Origin of the sequence: Streptomyces sp. NBC_01006 (genome assembly GCF_045162725.1) — a bacterium.
In the GTDB taxonomy this organism is placed as follows: domain Bacteria; phylum Actinomycetota; class Actinomycetes; order Streptomycetales; family Streptomycetaceae; genus Streptomyces.
Genome location: NZ_CP108700.1, coordinates 5,747,916 through 5,766,334, shown reverse-complemented (window position 1 = coordinate 5,766,334; position 18,419 = coordinate 5,747,916). Strand labels below are relative to the sequence as shown.

General features: G+C 73.5%; 16 protein-coding genes. 8 read left to right on the top strand and 8 right to left on the bottom strand.

From position 1 onward, the window contains the following. Positions 1-191 precede the first annotated feature (191 nt). Entirely contained in the window at positions 192-1,139 is a 948-nt protein-coding gene (locus tag OG509_RS26540) for a 2-hydroxyacid dehydrogenase (protein ID WP_406185025.1), read from the bottom strand. A gap of 79 nt (positions 1,140-1,218) precedes the next feature. On the opposite strand from OG509_RS26540, the gene OG509_RS26535 reads away from it, so the two are divergent. From OG509_RS26535 to OG509_RS26525, 3 genes are all read left to right on the top strand, one after another. Then, the gene (locus OG509_RS26535; RefSeq protein ID WP_406185024.1) at positions 1,219-2,226 is read left to right on the top strand and encodes an aldo/keto reductase; all 1,008 of its coding nucleotides are present in this window, start codon (positions 1,219-1,221) and stop codon (positions 2,224-2,226) included. A gap of 165 nt (positions 2,227-2,391) precedes the next feature. Further along, complete coding sequence (locus tag OG509_RS26530; RefSeq protein ID WP_406185023.1) at positions 2,392-3,624, top strand: PQQ-dependent sugar dehydrogenase; 1,233 nt, start codon at positions 2,392-2,394, stop codon at positions 3,622-3,624. 51 nt (positions 3,625-3,675) lie between these two features. Beyond that, positions 3,676-3,843 carry a DUF6191 domain-containing protein gene (locus OG509_RS26525; RefSeq protein WP_385581397.1) on the top strand — a complete coding sequence of 56 codons (168 nt, stop codon included), beginning with the start codon at positions 3,676-3,678 and terminating at the stop codon, positions 3,841-3,843. Here the strand turns inward: OG509_RS26525 and OG509_RS26520 are convergent. The 6 genes from OG509_RS26520 to OG509_RS26495 all read right to left on the bottom strand — a co-directional run bounded on the left by OG509_RS26520 (position 3,809) and on the right by OG509_RS26495 (position 11,503). Further along, on the bottom strand, positions 3,809-6,862 hold the full coding sequence (locus OG509_RS26520) for an AAA family ATPase (protein WP_406187693.1): 3,054 nt from the start codon (positions 6,860-6,862) through the stop codon (positions 3,809-3,811). The genes OG509_RS26525 and OG509_RS26520 overlap by 35 nt on opposite strands. A gap of 80 nt (positions 6,863-6,942) precedes the next feature. Then, entirely contained in the window at positions 6,943-7,110 is a 168-nt protein-coding gene (locus OG509_RS26515) for a hypothetical protein (RefSeq protein ID WP_406185021.1), read from the bottom strand. A 189-nt stretch (positions 7,111-7,299) separates the two neighbouring features. Further along, positions 7,300-7,917 (bottom strand): hypothetical protein, encoded by a 618-nt coding sequence (locus OG509_RS26510; protein WP_406185019.1) that lies wholly within the window; start codon positions 7,915-7,917, stop codon positions 7,300-7,302. Between the two features lie 103 nt (positions 7,918-8,020). Then, complete coding sequence (locus OG509_RS26505) at positions 8,021-8,575, bottom strand: GNAT family N-acetyltransferase (RefSeq protein ID WP_406185018.1); 555 nt, start codon at positions 8,573-8,575, stop codon at positions 8,021-8,023. 39 nt (positions 8,576-8,614) lie between these two features. Continuing rightward, positions 8,615-10,864 carry an MMPL family transporter gene (locus OG509_RS26500; RefSeq protein WP_406185016.1) on the bottom strand — a complete coding sequence of 750 codons (2,250 nt, stop codon included), beginning with the start codon at positions 10,862-10,864 and terminating at the stop codon, positions 8,615-8,617. Between the two features lie 204 nt (positions 10,865-11,068). Continuing rightward, entirely contained in the window at positions 11,069-11,503 is a 435-nt protein-coding gene (locus tag OG509_RS26495; protein WP_406185015.1) for a signal peptidase I, read from the bottom strand. Between the two features lie 61 nt (positions 11,504-11,564). On the opposite strand from OG509_RS26495, the gene OG509_RS26490 reads away from it, so the two are divergent. Both OG509_RS26490 and OG509_RS26485 read left to right on the top strand, forming a co-directional pair. Continuing rightward, a complete protein-coding gene (locus OG509_RS26490; RefSeq protein WP_406187692.1) occupies positions 11,565-12,362 on the top strand; it encodes a GNAT family N-acetyltransferase in 798 nt (265 codons plus the stop codon). A gap of 33 nt (positions 12,363-12,395) precedes the next feature. After that, positions 12,396-12,896 (top strand): DinB family protein, encoded by a 501-nt coding sequence (locus OG509_RS26485; RefSeq protein WP_385581207.1) that lies wholly within the window; start codon positions 12,396-12,398, stop codon positions 12,894-12,896. A 24-nt stretch (positions 12,897-12,920) separates the two neighbouring features. Here the strand turns inward: OG509_RS26485 and OG509_RS26480 are convergent, their stop codons facing one another. After that, entirely contained in the window at positions 12,921-13,655 is a 735-nt protein-coding gene (locus tag OG509_RS26480) for a siderophore-interacting protein (RefSeq protein ID WP_406185014.1), read from the bottom strand. 64 nt (positions 13,656-13,719) lie between these two features. Between OG509_RS26480 and OG509_RS26475 the strand changes: the two genes are divergently transcribed. The 3 genes from OG509_RS26475 (at position 13,720) to OG509_RS26465 (ending at position 18,369) form a co-directional block, all read left to right on the top strand. Continuing rightward, positions 13,720-15,822 carry a penicillin acylase family protein gene (locus OG509_RS26475; RefSeq protein ID WP_406185013.1) on the top strand — a complete coding sequence of 701 codons (2,103 nt, stop codon included), beginning with the start codon at positions 13,720-13,722 and terminating at the stop codon, positions 15,820-15,822. After that, positions 15,819-16,457 (top strand): GNAT family N-acetyltransferase, encoded by a 639-nt coding sequence (locus tag OG509_RS26470; protein WP_406185011.1) that lies wholly within the window; start codon positions 15,819-15,821, stop codon positions 16,455-16,457. Before OG509_RS26475 ends, OG509_RS26470 begins: the two co-directional genes overlap by 4 nt. Positions 16,458-16,530: 73 nt before the next feature. Further along, a complete protein-coding gene (locus tag OG509_RS26465) occupies positions 16,531-18,369 on the top strand; it encodes a protein kinase domain-containing protein (protein ID WP_406185010.1) in 1,839 nt (612 codons plus the stop codon). Positions 18,370-18,419 lie beyond the last annotated feature (50 nt).

Genomic DNA, 18,419 nt, shown 5'->3' with positions numbered 1-18,419 from the left:
CGCGCATCGCCCGTCGCCCCCCAAAGTGTCCGATCACTCCCCAGCGCCAGACGAAAGCGCTGCAGCCCCTTGTTCCGGACGATACACCACTTTCGTCACTCAGGGACATAGATGGTCTACTCTCCGTTACCACGCGGGGAGTTGTTGCCACTGTGTGCGTCCGGACGGATGCGGAGCGTGCGCATTGCGCGTCAGTCGGTGATCAGGACCGTGTTCTCCACGGGCTCCCCGGCGGCGAACCGGTGGAGCTGGCGGGCCACCAGGCGCCTTGCCCGCGGCGCGAACGCCGTGCTGCTGCCACCCACGTGAGGCGTGATCAGGACGTTCGGAGCATGCCAGAGCGGATGGCCGACGGGCAGCGGTTCCGGGTCGGTGACGTCGAGCGCCGCGCGCAGCCGGCCCGACTCCAGCTCCGCCAGCAGGGCGCCCGTGTCGGCGACGGGACCGCGCGCCACGTTCACCAGCAGGGCGCCGTCCTTCATCCGGGCGAGGAACGCGGCGTCCGCCAGGCCCCGCGTCGCGTCGGTCAGCGGGGTGGAGAGGATCACCACGTCGGCCTCGGGGAGCAGCCGGGGCAGTTCGGCTTGAGCGTGCACGGGCCCGTGCGTGGTGGTGCGCTCCGAGCGTGCGACCCGTACCACCCGCGCGCACTCGAAGGGGGCGAGCCGGTCCTCGATGGCCGCGCCGATCGATCCGTAGCCGACGATCAGCACGGACTTGTCGGCGAGGGCGTCGTAGAAGCCGGAGCGCCACTCCTCGCGGTCCTGGCCGCGCACCATCCCCGGGATGCCGCGCAGCGAGGCGAGGGTGAGGGTGAGCGCCAGCTCGGCGGTGCTCGCCTCGTGGACGCCGCGCGCGTTGCACAGCCGTACGCCGGGACGCAGCAGGTCGAGGCCGCCCATGACGTGGTCCATGCCCGCGGTCAGCGTCTGGACGACTTCGAGGTTCGGCATGCCGGCCAGGGGGCGCAGGGTGACCTCGGCGGACTTCATGTACGGGGCGACGTAGAAGACGCAGGCGGCCGGATCGGCCGGGAAGGCGTCCTCACCGTCCCACCGGCGGTAGGTGAAGGCGTCGGGAAGGCCCTCGATCTCCTCGGCGGGGAAGGGCAGCCAGACGTCCGCAGTCTTTGCATCCATGACCAGGAGGCTATGCCAAGGCCAATGGATCCTGATCAAGCCGTTAGTTTGTTTTCCGGACCGGGAGGGGGACGCACGGGTGGAGCGCAGGTCGATCGGGGCGGGGGCGCTGGCGGTGGGCGCCGTCGGGCTCGGGTGCATGCCGATGAGCTGGGCGTACGCGCCCGCGCGGCGCCGCGGGGCGGAGTCGCTGGCCACGGTGCACACGGCGCTGGACCTCGGGGCGAACCTGCTGGACACCGCCGACATGTACGGGCCGTTCACCAACGAGCTGCTGCTGGGGCGGGTGCTGCGGGAGCGGCGCGCGGACGCGTTCGTGTCCGCCAAGGTGGGGCTGCGGGCGGGCGAGCAGCACGTGGTGGCGGACGGGCGGCCCGGGTACGTGCGGCGGGCCTGCGACGCCTCGCTGCGGCGGCTGCGGACGGACGTCATAGACCTCTACCAGCTGCACCGGGTGGATCCGGAGGTCCCGGTCGAGGAGACCTGGGGGGCGATGGCGGAGCTGGTCGGTGCCGGGAAGGTGCGGGCGCTCGGGTTCTGCGCGCTGGGGGCGGGCGCCGGGCCGGGGGCGGGGCGGCGCGGGGACCGGGCGTACGAGGTGACCTTGGGGCACCTGGAGCGGGTCCAGCAGGTGTTCCCGGTGAGCGCGGTGCAGGCGGAGCTGTCGGTGTGGTCCCCGGAGGCGGTGCGGCGGCTGCTGCCGTGGTGCGCGGCGCGCGGGGTGGGGTTCCTGGCGGCGATGCCGCTGGGCAGCGGGTTCCTGACCGGGACGCTCCGGCCGGGCGAGGGCTTCGAGTGGGAGGACGTGCGGGCCCGGCACCCGCGGTTCACGGCGGAGTCGATGGCCGCGAACCAGGTGCTGGTGGCGGGGTTGCGGCGGGTGGCGCGGCGGCTCGGGCCGCAGGTGACGGCGGCGCAGGTGGCACTGGCGTGGGTGCTGGCGCAGGGGCCGCAGGTGGTGCCGGTGCCGGGGGCCGACCGGGCGTACTGGGCGGCGGAGAACGCGGGGGCGGCCCGGCTGCGGCTGACGGGCGGGGACCTGGCCGAGATCGCGGCGCTGCCGGCGGCGGTGGGAGCCTGGGACTGACCCCGGCGCGGACCGGGGAGAGAGCCGGGAACGAGCCGGGAGCGAACCCGGTGCCGAGCTCGGGACAACCACTCGATCGGGTGTACGAGCGTCGGAACTTCGGGAAGTGCCGCAGCTGTTGAGACAGGTGAAGGGCGCGATCGCCGACCGGAGGGGAGCAGGACGATGCGAGACGGACAGGCACACAAGGGGTACGAGCGGTACGAGGGCCCGCGCACCCGGACCCGCGGAGTGCTGGCGGCGTTCGCCCTGGCGGGATGCGGGGCTCTGCTCGCAGCGGGCTGCGCACCGGCGGGCTCCCCCGCCGCCAAGCCGGGCACGTCACCACCGGGCGCGTCACCCGCCGCACCGGGGTCCGGTCCCGCGGGCTCCCCGTCCGCTTCCGCGGAGGCCGCGCCGCCGGCCAAGGGCTCCGTGACGGTGGCGGGCGAGGTCGCCAAGGGCCTGGAGTCCCCGTGGGGCGTGGCTCCGCTGCCCGACGGGGACCTGCTGGTCGCCTCGCGGGACAAGGGGACGATCAGCAGGGTCGCGCAGGCCACCGGCACGGTGACGCAGATCGGCAAGGTGCCCGGGGTGGCCCCGGGCGGCGAGGGCGGGCTGCTGGGGCTCGCACTGTCGCCCTCGTACGCCTCGGACCGGATGGTGTACGCGTACTTCACGACGGAGTCCGACAACCGCATCGCCCGGATGCGGTACGACGAGCAGCGGGATCCCGGCCAGCAACTGGGCGCGCCGGACACGGTGTTCCGGGGCATTCCCAAGGGACTGATCCACAACGGCGGCCGGATCGCCTTCGGCCCGGACAAGATGCTCTACGCGGGGACGGGCGAGACCGGCGACACCGGGCTGGCGCAGGACAAGAAGTCGCTGGGCGGCAAGATCCTGCGGATGACCCCGGACGGGCAGCCGGTGCACGGGAATCCCGAGGCCGATTCGGTCGTGTACTCCTATGGGCACCGCAATGTGCAGGGCCTGGCCTGGGACAAGGACAAACGGCTGTGGGCGGCCGAGTTCGGCCAGAACACCTGGGACGAGCTGAATCTGATCGAGCCCGGCGCGAACTACGGCTGGCCGGAGGCCGAGGGGAAGGCCGGCAAGCCGGGCCTGCGCGATCCGGTGGCCGTGTGGAAGACCGACGAGGCCTCGCCGAGCGGGATCGCCTGGGCGCAGGGCTCGGTGTGGATGGCCGGGCTGAAGGGCGAGCGGCTGTGGCGGATCCCGCTCGCCGGGGCGAAGCCGGTCGCAGAGCCGGAGGCCTTCCTGTCGGGCAAGTACGGCCGGCTGCGCACGGTGATCGCCCTCGGCGGGGACAGACTGCTGCTGGTCACGAGCGAGACCGACGGGCGCGGCTCGCCGGAGGCGGGCGACGACAGGATCCTGACACTGACGGTGCGGTAACCGACAGAGCCCTGGTGGGGGGCGAAAGGCACGGTGGGCGCGGTGTTCAACATGATCGAGGAGCTCTTCAACCCGGGACGCAAGCACACGGACGAGGAGAAGAAGCGGCTGGAACTGTCCCGGACCGACGTGAACGACGGCGATCCGGGACGCGGTCCGATAGACCTGGACTCCGGCAAGGTCCTCATACGCCCGGCGGAGCCGTCCCCGCGGGAGTGAGGGGCACGAAGAGCCGCAGCCGGTGGGCGAGGGCGGCCGCCTCGCCGCGGCCGGAGACGCCCAGCTTGGCCAGGATGTTCGAGACGTGCACGCTGGCCGTCTTCGGGGAGATGAACAGCTCCTCGGCGATCTGGCGGTTGCTGTTGCCCGCCGCGACCAGGCGCAGGACGTCGCGTTCGCGGCTGGTCAGGCCCAGGGCCTCGACGGGGTCGGGGGCAGCTGCGGGCAGGGCCGATGGCGCGTGGGGCCCGGTGAGCGGGAGCCGGGCGCGCTGGGCGAGCAGGGCCAGGTCCTCGCGGAGCCTGCGGGAGCCGAGCCGGTCCGCGGTGGCATAGGCCTCGCGGAGCACCACGGCTGCGGGCTCGCGGTCGCCGCCGGAGGCCAGCAATGCCTCGGCGAGCCGGTGGCGGGCGCGGACCAGCAGGAACGGCCGTTCCAGCGGGCGGATGGCCTGCTCGACGCCGGCCCAGTCGGCGGCGGTGTCCCGGTCCTCGGCCCGCTTGAGCTCCACCCGGAAGAACTCGGCGTGGGCGGCCCACACGGGCACGGGGGTGGCCAGGGCGCGGGCGGCGGCGCGGAGCACGTGCAGGGCGGCTTCGCGGCCGGCGTCGGCGACCGGGAGGCCGCGGGCGTCCGCCTCGGCGGAGGCGGCGGCGAGCAGCAACGGCCAGGCGTAGCGGTGGTGGCCCGGCGGGAAGCCGTAGGCGAGCGCGTCGGTGATCTCCGCGCGGACGTCGGTGATCCGGCCCTCGCCCGCGGCGATGCCGACGGCGAGGCGGTAGAGCGGTATGCGGTGCTGGGGCTGGCTGTCGTGGGTGCCGAAGTGGGCGTGGGCGGCCGCGAGCCGGCCGGTCGCCTCGGTCAGTTCGCCGCGGGCCAGGGCCAGGTAGGACAGCCGTGCGGAGGCGGAGCCGCGCGGGGCGGCGCTCTGGCCGACGCTCAGGCCGCGCTGGGCGGCCTCGGCGGCCTCGTCCCAGCGGCCGAGGCTGTACAGGCTCTCCGCCATGTTCCCGCTGAGCCAGGCCTCGGTGTCCAGCAGCCGTGACCTCTTGACGAGTTCGACCCCTTGTTCGGCCAGTTCCACGGCTTCGCGGGACCGGCCCATGCTTTCCAGCTGAGAGGTGAGATTGATATGTGCACGTCCCGCCAGCATGACGAACCCCAGTTCGGTGGCCCGCTCGCAGACCGCGAACATCTCGGCGAGGCCGCGCTCGGCGTCGCCGGAGTCGGTGAGCAGGCAGCCCACCGTGATCCGGGCGTTGAGCTCGATCTCCTCGGCCCCGACCATGCGGGCGTAGGCGGCGGCGCGTTCCGCGGCTTCGAGGTTGCCAGGGCCGGGGTTGTGGAGCATGCCCCAGCCCGCGGCCCGGACCAGGACCTCGGCGTGCACCTGGGACGGGGGCAGCCCCTTGACGAGCTCCTGGGCCTTGGCGAGTTCCTCCCAGCCGTCGCCGCGGGCCAGGCTGGAGACGAGCCGGGAGCGCTCGGTCCAGAACCAGGCGGCGCGCAGCGGGTCCTGCTCGTCCTCCAGCAGCCGCAGCGCCGTCTTGGTGAGCTTGAGGGCGCGTTCGCGCTCGCCGCCGAAGCGGGCGGCGACGGTCGCCTCGGCCAGCAGGTCGAGCCGCTTCAGCGGGGTGGTGGCCGGGTCGCAGCCGCATGGAGGGTACACATCGGTGTAGTCCACCGGGCGCAGCGCCTCGCGGATCTCCTCCGGCGCGCTCTCCCACAGGTCCAACGCCCGTTCCAGCAGGCTCAGCTGCTCGGAGTAGGCGTGCCGGCGGCGGGCGGCGACCGAGGCGGCGAGGACGGCGGGCAGCGCCTTGGCCGCGTCGTTGGCGCAGTACCAGTAGCTGGCCAGCCGGATGATCCGCTCCTCGGCGCGGATCAGCGTGTCGTCGGCTTCCATCGCCTCGGCGTAGCGGCGGTTGACGCGGGCGCGCTCGCCGGGCAGCAGGTCGTCGCTGACGGCCTCGCGGACCAGCGAGTGGCGGAAGCGGTAGCCGTCCCCGTCGGGGGTGGCGAGGAGGATGTTGGCGCCGACGGCGGCCCGCAGGGCCTCGATCAGCTCGTCCTCCGTGAGCCCGGCGACGGCGCGCAGGAGCGGGTACTCCACGGTGGAGCCGCCCTCGGCGACGATGCGCACCACGCGCTGGGCGGCGTCCGGCAGCACCTCGACGCGGACGAGGAGCAGGTCGCGCAGGGACTCGGTGAGTCCCGCCTGGCAGCCGCTCCGCTGGCAGGCGGCGAGTTCCTCGACGAAGAAGGCGTTGCCGTCGGAGCGGTCGAACACGGAGTCCACGAAGGCCTCGTCGGGCTGCGAGGCGAGGATGCCGGCGAGCTGGCGGCGCACCTCGGCCCGGTTGAAGCGGGGCAGTTCGATGCGCTGGACGGTGCGGAGCCGGTCGAGTTCGGCGAGCAGCGGGCGCAGCGGGTGGCGGCGGTGGACGTCGTCGGCCCGGTAGGTGGCGACGACGACGAGCCGGCCGCTCGCGAGGGTGCGGAAGAGATAGGAGAGCAGGTGCCGGGTGGAGGTGTCCGCCCAGTGCAGGTCCTCCAGGACGAGGACGACGGTGCGCTCGGCGGCGAGCCGCTCCAGCATCCGGGCCGTCAGTTCGAAGAGCCGGGCGGTGCTCTCCTCGTCGTGCGGTCCGCGGGGGGTGTCGCCGAGTTCGGGAAGGATCCGGGCGAGTTCGTCCTCCTGGCCCGCGGCTGCGGCCGCCAACTCCCCGGGGAGCTGCCGGTGCAGGGTGCGCAGGGCCGTCGAGAACGGGGCGAAGGGAAGGCCCTCCGCCCCGATCTCCACACAGCCTCCGACGGCCACCACCGCGCCGCGGCGGGCCGCCTCGCAGAGGAACTCCTCGGTGAGGCGGGTCTTTCCGACCCCGGCCTCGCCCCCGACGAGCATCGCCTGCGGCTCGCGGCCCTCGGCTCGGGCCAATGCGTCGGTGAGTACGGCCAGTTCGTCGGCTCGGCCGACGAACACCGGGCTGACAGATCTGGTCTCCACGTCGCCGAGCATCGCACAGGAGTCCTGGCCGGCGGCACTCGTCGGCAGTGCGCTTCTCATCACGTGTCAGTCCACGCGGTCCGCGGCGCGGGTCACGCGGCACGCGTGAAGCGGCTCCGCTGCCCTCTCACCTGCCGTTCGGGTTCCTGGCTGCGCGAGGAGGCGCGGCGAGCCTTCTTGACCTCCTGGACCAGGCGGTACCGGTCGGCCTCGCGGATGAGGTCGGCGCGGCGGGCGGTGGCGATCTCGTACTCGAACATCTCGTACTCCTCGGTTCGCGTTTCTCGGCACCTCGTTCGGTGTGATCCAAGATTCGCGTCCCAGGGGGTGCCGGCACATCGGGCGCATGCCGCATCTGTACGGGACAGGGGTCCTTAGGCCGCGGCCGAAGGACCCCGGGTCGGGCCGGGAGTGCCTAGGAGGGGGTCCTAGGCAGGCGGGTGGAGGTCCTAGGCGGCCTTCGGGAGGGGAGCCAGGATGTCGAAGTACATGAGGCCGAAGAGCAGGACGCCGAGGGCGCCGAGGGCGACGGCGGCCCAGGAGACGGCGCGGACCCAGGCGGGGAGGGTGCGGCCGGGGGCGCCGAAGGCGGGGCGGGCCAGCACGAAGACGGCGAGCAGCAGGGCGAGAGTGGACATGACGCCGTTGACGAGGGCGGTCATGTGCCAGGCGTCGCCGTACAGGGCCTCGATCTTCGCCTCGGTTGTGGCGGCGTTGACCGACTCGATCTGGCCCACGAGGGTCTGGCGCTCGGCTATGACGCGCGAGACCCAGCTTCCGCTGAGGGCGACGAGTCCGAGCCCGGCCGCGACGACGGCGGAGGCCGCGGCGCCGACGCCCTCGGACCGCTGCTCCGTCTCGTCGAGCTCGTCGTGGAGCTCGTCCTCGAGGTCCTCGTCGGAGAGGTCGGCCTCGGGGGCCTCGGTCTCCGCGGCGGGGGCGTCCTTGAGGTCAGCCTTGGCCTCGGCGGCCTCGGCGGCCTCGGCGGCCTCGGCGGCCTCGGCGGCCTGGGGCTCGGCGGTGTCCGCCTCGGGAGCGGTCGGGTCGGCGGTCTTCGTGGTGTCCATGCGGGGCACCGTAGGCGGCTTGTCTGAGAGGTTTCTGAGAAGGCCCCGGCGCCTTCGGACCGGGCCGGCCGCAGGCCCCGGACCGGGGCCGCGGCGGGTGGTGTCAGGCGGTGGGGGCCGGCGGCCACTCGTGGGCGAGGACCGCCCAGATCTCGGTGTCCTGGCGGACGCCGCGGTGGGGGTAGCTCTCGCGCAGGACGCCCTCACGGGTCATGCCGAGGCGCTCCGCGACGGCGAGGCTCTTCCGGTTGGCGGCGGACGCGTGCCATTCGGCGCGGTGCATGCCGCGCTCCCGGAAGGCCCAGTCGATCAGGACGCGGCAGGCGCTGGTCACCAGGCCCCGGCCGGCCGCCTCGGGCTCCAGCCAGCAGCCGACCTCGCAGTTGCCCGAGTCGGCCTCGAAGATCCGGAAGAGGACCCCGCCGACGAGGGTGCCGCCGACCCGGATGCCGTAGAGCCGACCGCCGTCGGCGGCTGTCTTCTGCGCGTACGAGGAGAGGAATCCGCGCGCCGAGTCGAGGTCGGTGACGATGTCGGCCAGGACGATGTGCTCGCCGATGAACGCGCGGCCGCGGTCCATGTGCGCCAGGAACTCCTCGGCGTGCCAGACCTCCAGCGGAAACAGCTGGGCGTCGTCGGCGAGGTCTATCGAGAACATGCGGGTTCTTCCTTGGGTCTCATACGGCGGGTTGCCGGATCACCGGGATGCCGGTGCGGGCTCGGCGCCGTCCTCGCTCGTGGCGGGATCCGCGGCGGGCCGCTGCGCGGGCAGTGTCGCACGCGAACGGCGCTCAGGGGGCTCGATGCTGATCTTGGGCAGCCGGCGGTCCAGCCAGGCGGGCAGCCACCAGTTGGCGCTGCCGAGCATGTGCATCAGCGCCGGGACGAGGAGGGTGCGCAGCACGAAGGCGTCGAGTGCGACGGCCGAGGCGAGCGCGATGCCGAACATCGCGATGATCCGGTCGCCGCTGAGCACGAAGGCCAGGAAGACCGCGATCATGATGACCGCCGCCGAGTTGATCACCCGGCTGGTCTCGGCGAGGCCGACCCGGACGGCCCGCCGGTTGTCGCCGGTCTCCAGCCACTCCTCGTACATCCGGCTGACCAGGAACACCTGGTAGTCCATGGACAGCCCGAAGAGGACCGACACCATGATCACCGGCAGGAAGGGCTCGATCGGGCCGGCGCTGCCCAGGCCCAGCAGCTCACTGCCCCAGCCCCACTGGAAGATCGCGACGACGACGCCGAAGGAGGAGGCGACGGCGGCGACGTTCATGGCGGCCGCCTTGAGCGGGATACCGAGGGAGCGGAACGCCAGCAGCAGGAGGACGCAGCCGAGGGCGATCACCACCCCGACGAACAACGGCAGTTTCCCGACGATGACGTCGGCGAAGTCGTCGTAGCCCGCGGTCACCCCGCCGACGTGGACGGTCATGGAGTTGCCCTGCCCGGCGGCCGGGATGACGCTCTCGCGCAGCGTCGTGACCAGCTCGCTCGTGGCCCGGGACTGCGGGGCGGAGTCCGGGATGACGGTCAGGACGGCGGTGTCCCCGCTCCGGTTGAAGACGGCCGGGCCGGTGGCGGCGACGCCGTCGGTCCTGCGGAGCGCCTCGGCCAGCTGGTCGACGGCGAGCCGGTCCCCGGCGCCGTCGAGGCGGGAGACCACGGTGAGCGGGCCGTTCACGCCGGGCCCGAACCCGTCGGCGAGCAGGTCGTAGGCCTGCCGGGTGGTGGAGCCCGCGGGGTTGTTGCCCTGGTCGGAGGTGCCCAGGTGGAGCGAGAGGGCGGGCAGTGCCAGGACCACCATGACCAGCGTCGCGACGATGCCGAGCAGCTTGGGGTGCCGTTCCACGAAGGCCGACCAGCGGGCGGCGAACCCGGTGGGAGTCTCGGGGCGCGGGCCCTCGGCGGCGAGCCTGCGGCGCTCGCGGCGCGAGAGGGCGCGCATGCCGATGTACGAGAGGAGGGCGGGGAGCAGGGTGACCGAGGCGGCGACGGTCAGCACCACCGTGAGGGAGGCGGCGATCGCGACGCCGTTCAGGAAGTTCAGCCGCAGCACCAGCATGCCGAGCAGCGCGATGCAGACGGTGGCCCCGGCGAAGACGACGGCCCGACCGGTGGTCGCGACGGCCCGCTCGGCGGCCTCCTCGACCGGCAGGCCGCGCATCAGGCCCTTGCGGTGCCGGGTCACGATGAACAGCGCGTAGTCGATGCCCACGCCGAGCCCGACGAGGGTGCCGAGCATCGGGGCGAAGTCGGCGACGGGCATGGCGTGCCCGAGCAGGGTGATGCCGAAATACGCGGTGCCCACGCTGACGAGGGCGGTCGCGATGGGCAGCAGGCTCGCGGCGAGCGAGCCGAAGGCGAGGAAGAGTACGAGGGCCGCGACGGCCACGCCGATGACCTCGGCGAGGTGGGCGGTGGGCGCCTCGGTCAGGGCGACGGCCCGGCCGCCGAGCTCGACCTGGAGTCCGTCCGCCTCGGTGGTGGGGTTCTTCGCGGTGTCGACGACGGCCTTGGCCTGCGCCTTGGGTACGGAGTCGGCCTGCCGGTCGAACGTCACCACGGCATAGGCGGTCCGCCCGTCGGGGCTGATCTGTGCGGTGCTCTCGGGGCCGGCGCCGTACGGGCCGGCGACCGAACCGACGCCGGGGAGCCCGGCGATGGTGTCGAGGGCCTTGGCCATGCGCTGTTCGACGGCGGGAGTACGGACGCTCTGATGCTCCGGGGCCCGCCACACGACGGTGTCGGTGTCTCCGCCCTGGCCGTGGAAGCCCGCGCGCAGGAGGGCGTTGGCGCGGCTGGACTCGGTGCCGGGGACCTCGTAGTCGTTGGAGAACGCCGATCCGGCGGTCCCCGCGGCCACGGCCGTGCCGCCGAGGGCGAGCAGCCACAGGAGGACGGCCACCAGGCGGTGGCGCAGGCACCAGCGTGCGATCACTGCCAACGGACGTGCTCCCTGGTGGTTCGGATCTTTACCGGGGCTGCCCGATGCAAAGAACGCTAGAACTCGTGAAGGCCCGGCCGGCGGCCCGGGGATCGCCCGGGGGTCGGCCAAGATGGTCTACACCGCCACGATCCCAGCGTTTCGTGATCGTTGGCCCGTTTCGTGTGCATCGTCACAGGGGCGCGGGGCGGTACGGGACCAAGGTCATCCGCCCGACGGGCCGTTCGACGGGCCGTCCGGCTCGTCGGCCCGGTAGCCCGGGACGGAGGGCCACCTGACGGTGAGTACCACCGCGTCCTCCTCGGCGTACCAGGAGTGGTCGACGCCGCGGCCCCAGACGACGTAGTCGCCCTGCTCGGCGAGGACGACCGTCCGGCCCGGGAACTCCAGCCGGAAGCGGCCGCTGATCAGCACCTGGAGCGCGGTGCGCTCCTCGCCCCGCACCCACTGGGCCCGCTCGTCGCCCTTCGGGTGGACTCCCCACTTGATCTCCACGTCCTTGCTGTGGCGCGGATCGGCGGGGTCCTTGAAGTGGCCGAGCAGCCAGCCGCGGTCGGTGGCGGCATCCGGGGTGGCCTTGCCGGTGTAGACGGAGTCGGCGGGGGTGGTGGAGGCCGTGGAGGTGGAGTCGTCGTTCACGGGGGTGAGGCTAATGCAGTTGTGCGGCGGTGCCGACGGCTGGTGAGCTGGCCCGATGACGATGGATGCCGACGAACTGGCGAACGTACGGGCCGCGTACGACCGGGAGATGCGCCGCGACGCGCTGCCGGACACCGCGGGCGCCCGGGTGGAGCGTGCGGGGGCGGTCGTACGGCAGACCGCGGCCGGTCCCGGGTGGAACGGGGTGCTCTGGTCGGATCTCGACGAGCAGACGGCGGACGCGCAGATCGCGGCGCAGGTGGCCCACTTCGCGGGGCAGGGGGCCGGCGAGTTCGAGTGGAAGCTGTACGGCCACGACCGGCCGACGGATCTCGGGGACCGGCTGCGCGCGGCGGGCTTCGTACCCGAGCCGGCCGAGACCCTGATGGTGGGACGGGTGGACGAGCTCGCCGCACTGCCGGTGGAACCGCCGGAGGGGATCACCCTGCGGACGGTGACGGACGAGGCGGGCGTCGACCTGATGATGGACGTCCGCGCGAAGGCCTTCGGGACGAAGCGCCCCTCGATCCGGCACCTGCTGCTCACCCTGCTGAGGGACGAGCCGGAGACCCTCGCGGCGGTCGTGGCGATGGCCGGGGACACCCCGGTGAGCGCGGCCCGCATGGAGATGCGACCGGGTTCCTCGTTCGCCGGCCTCTGGGGCGGCGGCACCCTGCCGCAGTGGCGGGGCCGCGGTATCTACCGCCTCCTGGTCGCCCACCGCGCCCGTATCGCGGCGGCCCGCGGCATCCGGTACCTCCAGGTCGACGCCTCCCCCGACAGCCGCCCGATCCTCGACCGCCTGGGCTTCGCGACCCTGGGCACGACGGTCCCGTACGTCTGGACCGCAAAGCCGTAGCGGGGGCGGGAGGCGCCGGGAGAAGATCGCTGGATGGAACGCATAGGGCCACCCCTGACCGGCGACGAGCGGCAGACGCTGCGCGCATTCCTCGACTATCACCGGGCCACGCTCGCCTGGAAGTGCGAGGGGCTCACCGACGAGGAGCTGCGGCGGCCCTCGATGCCGCCGTCCACCCTGTCCCTGCTGGGCCTGGTGCGGCACATGGGCGAGGTCGAGCGGCACTGGTTCCGCCGCACCCTGAACGGCGAGGAGCTCCCCCACCTCTGGTCCGACACCCACGACTTCCAGGCCGCCTACGAGGCTTCCGACGCCACGCGCGAGGAGGCGTTCGGCGCCTGGGAGGCGGAGGTCGCGCACGCGCGCCGCATCGAGGCGGCCGCCGAGTCGCTCGACGTGACGGCGTACGTGGCCAGTTGGAAGGAGGAGGCCTCGCTGCGCCTCGTCATGCTCCACCTGATCCACGAGTACGCGCGCCACAACGGCCACGCCGACTTCCTCCGCCAGGCCATCGACGGCGCCACCGGAGCCTGACGGGCCCGCCGGCTGCCCGGTCCGTCAGGCCGCCCGCCAGTAGCCCAGGCCGTTCACCCGCTGCTTCGGCAGGGCCAGGTCCTTGCGCAGGTACGCCGTCAGCGTGCGCGTCGTCGCCGTGTCGCAGGCCAGCCAGACGTACGCCGACTCCGGGTCCGCGACGAGTTCCGGCAGCTCCGCCTTGACCTGCTCCACCAGCGCCGAGCCCGCGCGCCCGACCCGCCGGATCTCGTGCCGGGCCGGGTCCAGCCGTACCGGGAGGTCGGCGTCCGAGGCGTGCTGCGTCTCCAGCCAGATCGTCGCCGGGGTCTGCGGGTACGCGTCCAGCAGGGAGTTGATCGCCGGGACGGAGGCCGGGTCGCCGATCACCAGCAGCCGCTCCGGCTCCGGCGCCGGAGCGGTGAAGCCTGTCCCCTGGACGGTGGCCTCGATGGTGTCACCGGCCTTCGCGGACCGGGCCCACGCGCTCGCGGGCCCGTCGTGGAGGGCGAACTCCAGGGCAAACGTTCCTGCCTGCGGATCCGGGTCGACGAGCGTGTACGCCCGCGTGTGCGGCTTGCCCGCGTTGTCGAACCACAGCCGCACCCACATCGTCGGGTGGAGCGATTCGCCCGCCGCCTCCAGCAGCCCGCCGTCCTCCACGTACACGCGGCGGTAGTGCTCCGTGATCTCCTCCGCGCCCGTGACCGTGAACGTGAAGTCCTTGCCGCGCAGAAGCCGCAGGACCACGCCTTCCCATCCCTTGCCGACGCCTGCCATGTGCGACCACCCCTTGCCCCTCGAACCCCTATAGTTAGGGCAGCCTAACCTAATGCACTGGGGGATGAGTGTGAGCCTTCCGAACAACGCCGGCGCCGACGCGTTCGAGCTCTACCGGGACGACTGGGGCATCCCCCATCTCCGCGCCCCCGACGCCGACCGCCTCGCCTACGCCCAGGGATACGCCACCGCCCTCGACCGCGCCTGGCAGCTGGAGGTCGAGCGCCACCGCGCCCAGGGTTCCAGCGCCGCCTTCCTCGGCCCGGACTCCGTCGCCTGGGACCGGTTCGCCCGCCGGTCCCGGCTCGCCGACACCGCCCGCCGCTGCCACGAGGCCCTCGACCCCGACACCGCGGCCTGGGTCGGATCCTACGTGGACGGCGTCAACGACGGGCTGGCCCAAGGCGCCGCCCGCGACGAGCGGTTCGCGCGCACCGGCCACACCCCGACCCCCTGGGAGCCGTGGGTCCCGCTCGGCATCTGGATCGCCACCCACATCCTCTTCGCCGGGTTCGCCACCAAGCTGTGGCGCGAGCGCGTGGCCCGCGCCCTCGGCGACGGGGCCGTCACCCTCTTCGCCACCGACGGCCCCGGCACCGCCGGCAGCAACGGCTGGCTGGTCCCGGGCGAGCGGACCGGCTCCGGCTCGGCGCTCATCGCGGGCGACCCGCACCGGTTCATCGAGGACCCGGGCGTGTACCAGCAGATACGGCTCTCCTGCCCCGAGTACGACGTCCTCGGCCTGGCCGTCCCCGGCATCCCCGGCCTCGGCCACTTCGGGCACACCGGCAGCGCCGCCTGGGCGATCACCAACGCCATGGCCGACTACCAGGACCTGTACGTCGAGAAGCTGCGCCGCACCGCCGACGGCGACGGCATCGAGGCCCTCGGCCCCGACGGCGCCTGGGAGCCCGCCCACCGGCACACCGAGACGATCGCCGTCGCCGGAGCCGACCCGGTCGGGGTCGAGGTCCTGGAGACCGCCCGCGGCCCCGTGATCACCGGCGGCGCAACGGCGGACCGGGAGGAGGACGAGGAGCAGACCCTCTCGCTCCGCTACCCGCCCCGCGTCCGCCGCGACCTCGGCTTCGCCGTCCTGCCCGCCCTGCTGCGCGCCCGTACGGTCGCCGACATCGACCGCGCCCTCGACGGCTGGGCCGAGCCCGTCAACGTCGTCCACGCCGCCGACACCGAGGGCGGCCTGCTGCACCGCGTGGCCGGCACCGTCCCGCTGCGCGACCCGGCCAACCGGCTGCGCCCGGTGCCCGCCTGGGATCCGCGGTACGCCTGGCAGGGCTGGGCCGAGACCCCCGCCGAGCCCGTGCAGGGCTTCGCCGTCATGGCCAACGCGCGCGGCATCGCCTCGCCGCTCGGCGTGGAGTTCGCGCCCCCGCACCGCGCCGACCGCATCCGCGAGCTGCTCTCCGGCTCGGCGGACTGGTCCCCGAAGGCGATGGCCGACGTACACCGGGACACCTACCTGGCCTCGGCCGCGCCGCTGCTGGCCCTGCTGCCCGGGCTCGACGGCCTGTCCCCCGCCGCGCGGGCGCTGCGCTCCCGACTGCTCGCCTGGGACCGGCACATGGCCGCCGAGAGCACCGACGCCACCGTCTTCTCGGCCTTCCGGACCGCGACCGTACGACGCTTCGCCGCCGATCCCGCCCTCGCCGGGCTGGCGGGGGCGCCGACCGGCCCCGACGTGTTCCACCCCTGGCTGTACCTGGTCCCCCGCGTCGGCTACGCCCTGGAGGGGCTGCTGACCACCACTCTCCTGCCCGCCCTCGACCGGGCGGCCCACGTACGCGCCGCCCTGGAGGAGACCGCCGCGGCGGAGGCTCCCGACACCCCGTGGTCGCAGGTGCACCGCCTCACGCCCTGGTCGGCGCTGCCCGACCCGGACGCGCAGTGGCCCGGCCTCGGCGGCGACCACGACTGCGTGAACGCCACCTCCACCGTGCCCGGTTTCACCGATCTCACCGCCCGCGCCTCGGCGGCCCGCTACGTGTGGGACCTCGCCCGCCGCGAGGACAGCCTCTGGGCGGTCCCGCTCGGCGCGGACGGTGTCACCGGATCACCCCACCACCGCGACCAGCTCCCGTACTGGGCCCAGTGCGAACTCGTCCCCGTCGTCACCGACTGGACCCGTCTCACCAAGGAATCCGTATGACCAGCAGCAGCGCGTCCGCGTCCACCCCCGGCCCCACCCCCGGCACCACCCCCGGCACCCGGCAGCCCGTGTACTCCCAGCGCGTCGAGGGCGTCGGCACGGTCACCCTCACCCCCGTCGACCCGGCCGCCGACGCCGCGCTGATCCACTCCTGGGTCAGCGAGGAGCGGGCCCGCTTCTGGGGCATGCGCGAGGCCAGCCGCGAGCTCGTCCGGGAGATCTACGAGGACGTCGACCGCCGCACGACCCACCACGCGTTCCTGGCACGCCGCGACGGCGAGCCCGTCGGGCTGTTCCAGACATACGACTGCGCCGAGGACCGGATCAGCGAGTGCTACGAGGTGCTGCCCGGTGACACCGGCGTGCACCTGATGATCGGCCCGGCGCGGGGCGGGTCCGAACGCGGCTTCAGCGCGGGCCTGATCGGGGCCTTCCTCTCCTACGTCCTCTCGGACGGAACCACCCGCCGGATCGTCGCGGAGCCCGACGCCCGCAACGAGAAGGCCATCGCCCGCCTGGTGCGGAGCGGCTTCGAGCTCGGCCCGGAGGTCGACCTCCCGGAGATCGACCTGCCCGAGGTGTACCTGCCGGCGAAGCGGGCCCGCCTCGTCTTCTTCCGCCCCGGGGCAAACTGACCGTTCCGATTGACCGTGTGATCCAGGCCACGCCAGACTGATGCCCACTCAAAGCATCGGCGCTGGGGGGAAATTGACCAGCCAGAATCTGCACATCGGGCCGGATGCGGCAGCAGACCGGTACCGGCTGCTCCGGTCGATCGGGCGCGGTGGTGAGGCCGTGCTCTATCTCGCGGAGATCGAGCTCGCGGGTGGCAGCGAACCGGTGGTCGTCAAGGTGCTCGACTCCAAGACGACCATCACGCCCGACGAGTTCGACCGGATCAGCCGCAAGTGGAACGAGCAGGCAGAGCTCCTGCGCTTCGTGCACCGCCCGGGCGTCGTCGGCGTCCGGGAGCACTTCGAGGGGCCGCCGATCCACCGGTCGGGGGAGTCCGGGACGCTGACCGGGCGGGCCCTCGTCCTCGTGATGAACCACGTCGACGGGCTCGACCTGCGCGACTGGCGCGCCGAACGGAACCTCGCCAGCGCCGCCGAGCGGCGCGAGGTGATGCGGACGCTGGAGCAGCTCGCCGACGTACTGGACTGGCTGCACTCGGGGAAGGCCACGCCGTCCGGACGCCAGGTGATCCATGGTGACCTGTCACCCGGCAATGTGATGGTCGACGGCCACGGGCAGGCCACGCTGGTGGACTTCGGGCTGAGCAAGCTGACCGCCGACCACCAGACGGCGGAGGTGTGGTTCACCCCGGGGTACGCGGCTCCCGAGGTCTTCGACGGCAAGCGCACCCCGGCGGCGGACCGTTACGCCTTCGGAGCGATCGCGTACTTCCTGCTGAGCGGCGAGTCCCCGCCCAACTCCCCGGAGCAGCTGGCCCGGGCGATGTCGGCGCTGCCCCAGATCGCGGTGCTGGACCCCGAGCGGCGCGCCCGGATCGCCGCCGTCTACGCGGGTGATCCGGCCGAGCGGCCCGTCAGCCTGGCCGGCTGGATGAAGGACGTACGGCACGCGGTCGTGTCCACGACCTCCTCGACCTCGCAGCGGGCGGTGCAGGACGCGGTCCCGGCGCCGGTCCCGTCGAAGCCCGTGGTGCCTCCGCAGCCCGCGAGCCCGCCGCCGGTCCACACGCCGGTCCACACCCCCGCCTATCCCCCCGTCCACTCCCCGCCCCCGTCCCCGCCGACCCAGGACGCACAGCCTCAGCTCCAGGTGCAGCCCCAGCCGGAGCACGTGCCCGCCGGGTACGGGCCGACGTACCCGCTGCACGAGTCCCCGCCCCCGGTGCCCGCCGCGCCGAGGAAGCGGCGGGCCGGGCTCGTCCTGGGCTCGGTGGCCGCCGTCCTGGTCATCGCGGCGCTCGCCGTGCTCGGCGTACGGCTGCTGGACAAGGACAAGGGCGGCGACCAGGCCTCGGGCGGCAAGGGCGGCAGCTCCGCCTCCGACGCGGCAGTACCGCAGGAGGAGTCCCCGACGCCCAGTCCCTCGCCGAGCGAGAGCGAGAGCCGGAGCGGGAGTCCGGACGCCGAGGCGACGCCCGGCCCGACCGCCAGTGGTACCCAGCCGGGCGGCGTGGCGGCGGACATCAAGGCCGCCGACCTGACCCTGTTGACGCCCATCGCGGGGCTGGGCAACTTCAGCGTCGGGGCCGCGAAGATCAACACCAAGCAGTACGGGGCGGCCTTCATCGCCCAGCCCGACTGCAACGACGAGGCGATCACGGAGTTCGACCTCAACCGCGAGTGGAAGCACCTGGAGTTCACCGCCGGGATCGACGACGGCTCCACGCACGAGAAGGGGCGGGTCAGCATCTCGCTCGACGGCAAGCCCGCGGCCTTCTCCGAGCTGGTCGAGCTCGGCAAGCCGGCCACTCAGTCGGTGGACGTGACCGGCGCGCTGCGGCTGCGCGTCAAGGTGGACATGGGCTGCGACAACGGCACCGTCGTCATCGCGGCACCGCAGCTGACCCGCTGAACGACGGACGGCCCCGCACCGGAAGTGAAGTCCGGTGCGGGGCCGTCGCG

Bases quoted from the DNA above. Each gene is read 5' to 3' on its own strand.
- OG509_RS26480 (WP_406185014.1), bottom strand. From the start codon at position 13,655: ATGGCAGGCGTCGGCAAGGGATGGGAAGGCGTGGTCCTGCGGCTTCTG.
- OG509_RS26475 (WP_406185013.1), top strand. From the start codon at position 13,720: ATGAGTGTGAGCCTTCCGAACAACGCCGGCGCCGACGCGTTCGAGCTC.
- OG509_RS26520 (WP_406187693.1), bottom strand. From the start codon at position 6,862: ATGCTCGGCGACGTGGAGACCAGATCTGTCAGCCCGGTGTTCGTCGGC.
- OG509_RS26490 (WP_406187692.1), top strand. From the start codon at position 11,565: ATGGATGCCGACGAACTGGCGAACGTACGGGCCGCGTACGACCGGGAG.
- OG509_RS26510 (WP_406185019.1), bottom strand. From the start codon at position 7,917: ATGGACACCACGAAGACCGCCGACCCGACCGCTCCCGAGGCGGACACC.
- OG509_RS26525 (WP_385581397.1), top strand. From the start codon at position 3,676: ATGATCGAGGAGCTCTTCAACCCGGGACGCAAGCACACGGACGAGGAG.
- OG509_RS26530 (WP_406185023.1), top strand. From the start codon at position 2,392: ATGCGAGACGGACAGGCACACAAGGGGTACGAGCGGTACGAGGGCCCG.
- OG509_RS26485 (WP_385581207.1), top strand. From the start codon at position 12,396: ATGGAACGCATAGGGCCACCCCTGACCGGCGACGAGCGGCAGACGCTG.
- OG509_RS26505 (WP_406185018.1), bottom strand. From the start codon at position 8,575: ATGTTCTCGATAGACCTCGCCGACGACGCCCAGCTGTTTCCGCTGGAG.
- OG509_RS26470 (WP_406185011.1), top strand. From the start codon at position 15,819: ATGACCAGCAGCAGCGCGTCCGCGTCCACCCCCGGCCCCACCCCCGGC.
- OG509_RS26515 (WP_406185021.1), bottom strand. From the start codon at position 7,110: ATGTTCGAGTACGAGATCGCCACCGCCCGCCGCGCCGACCTCATCCGC.
- OG509_RS26540 (WP_406185025.1), bottom strand. From the start codon at position 1,139: ATGGATGCAAAGACTGCGGACGTCTGGCTGCCCTTCCCCGCCGAGGAG.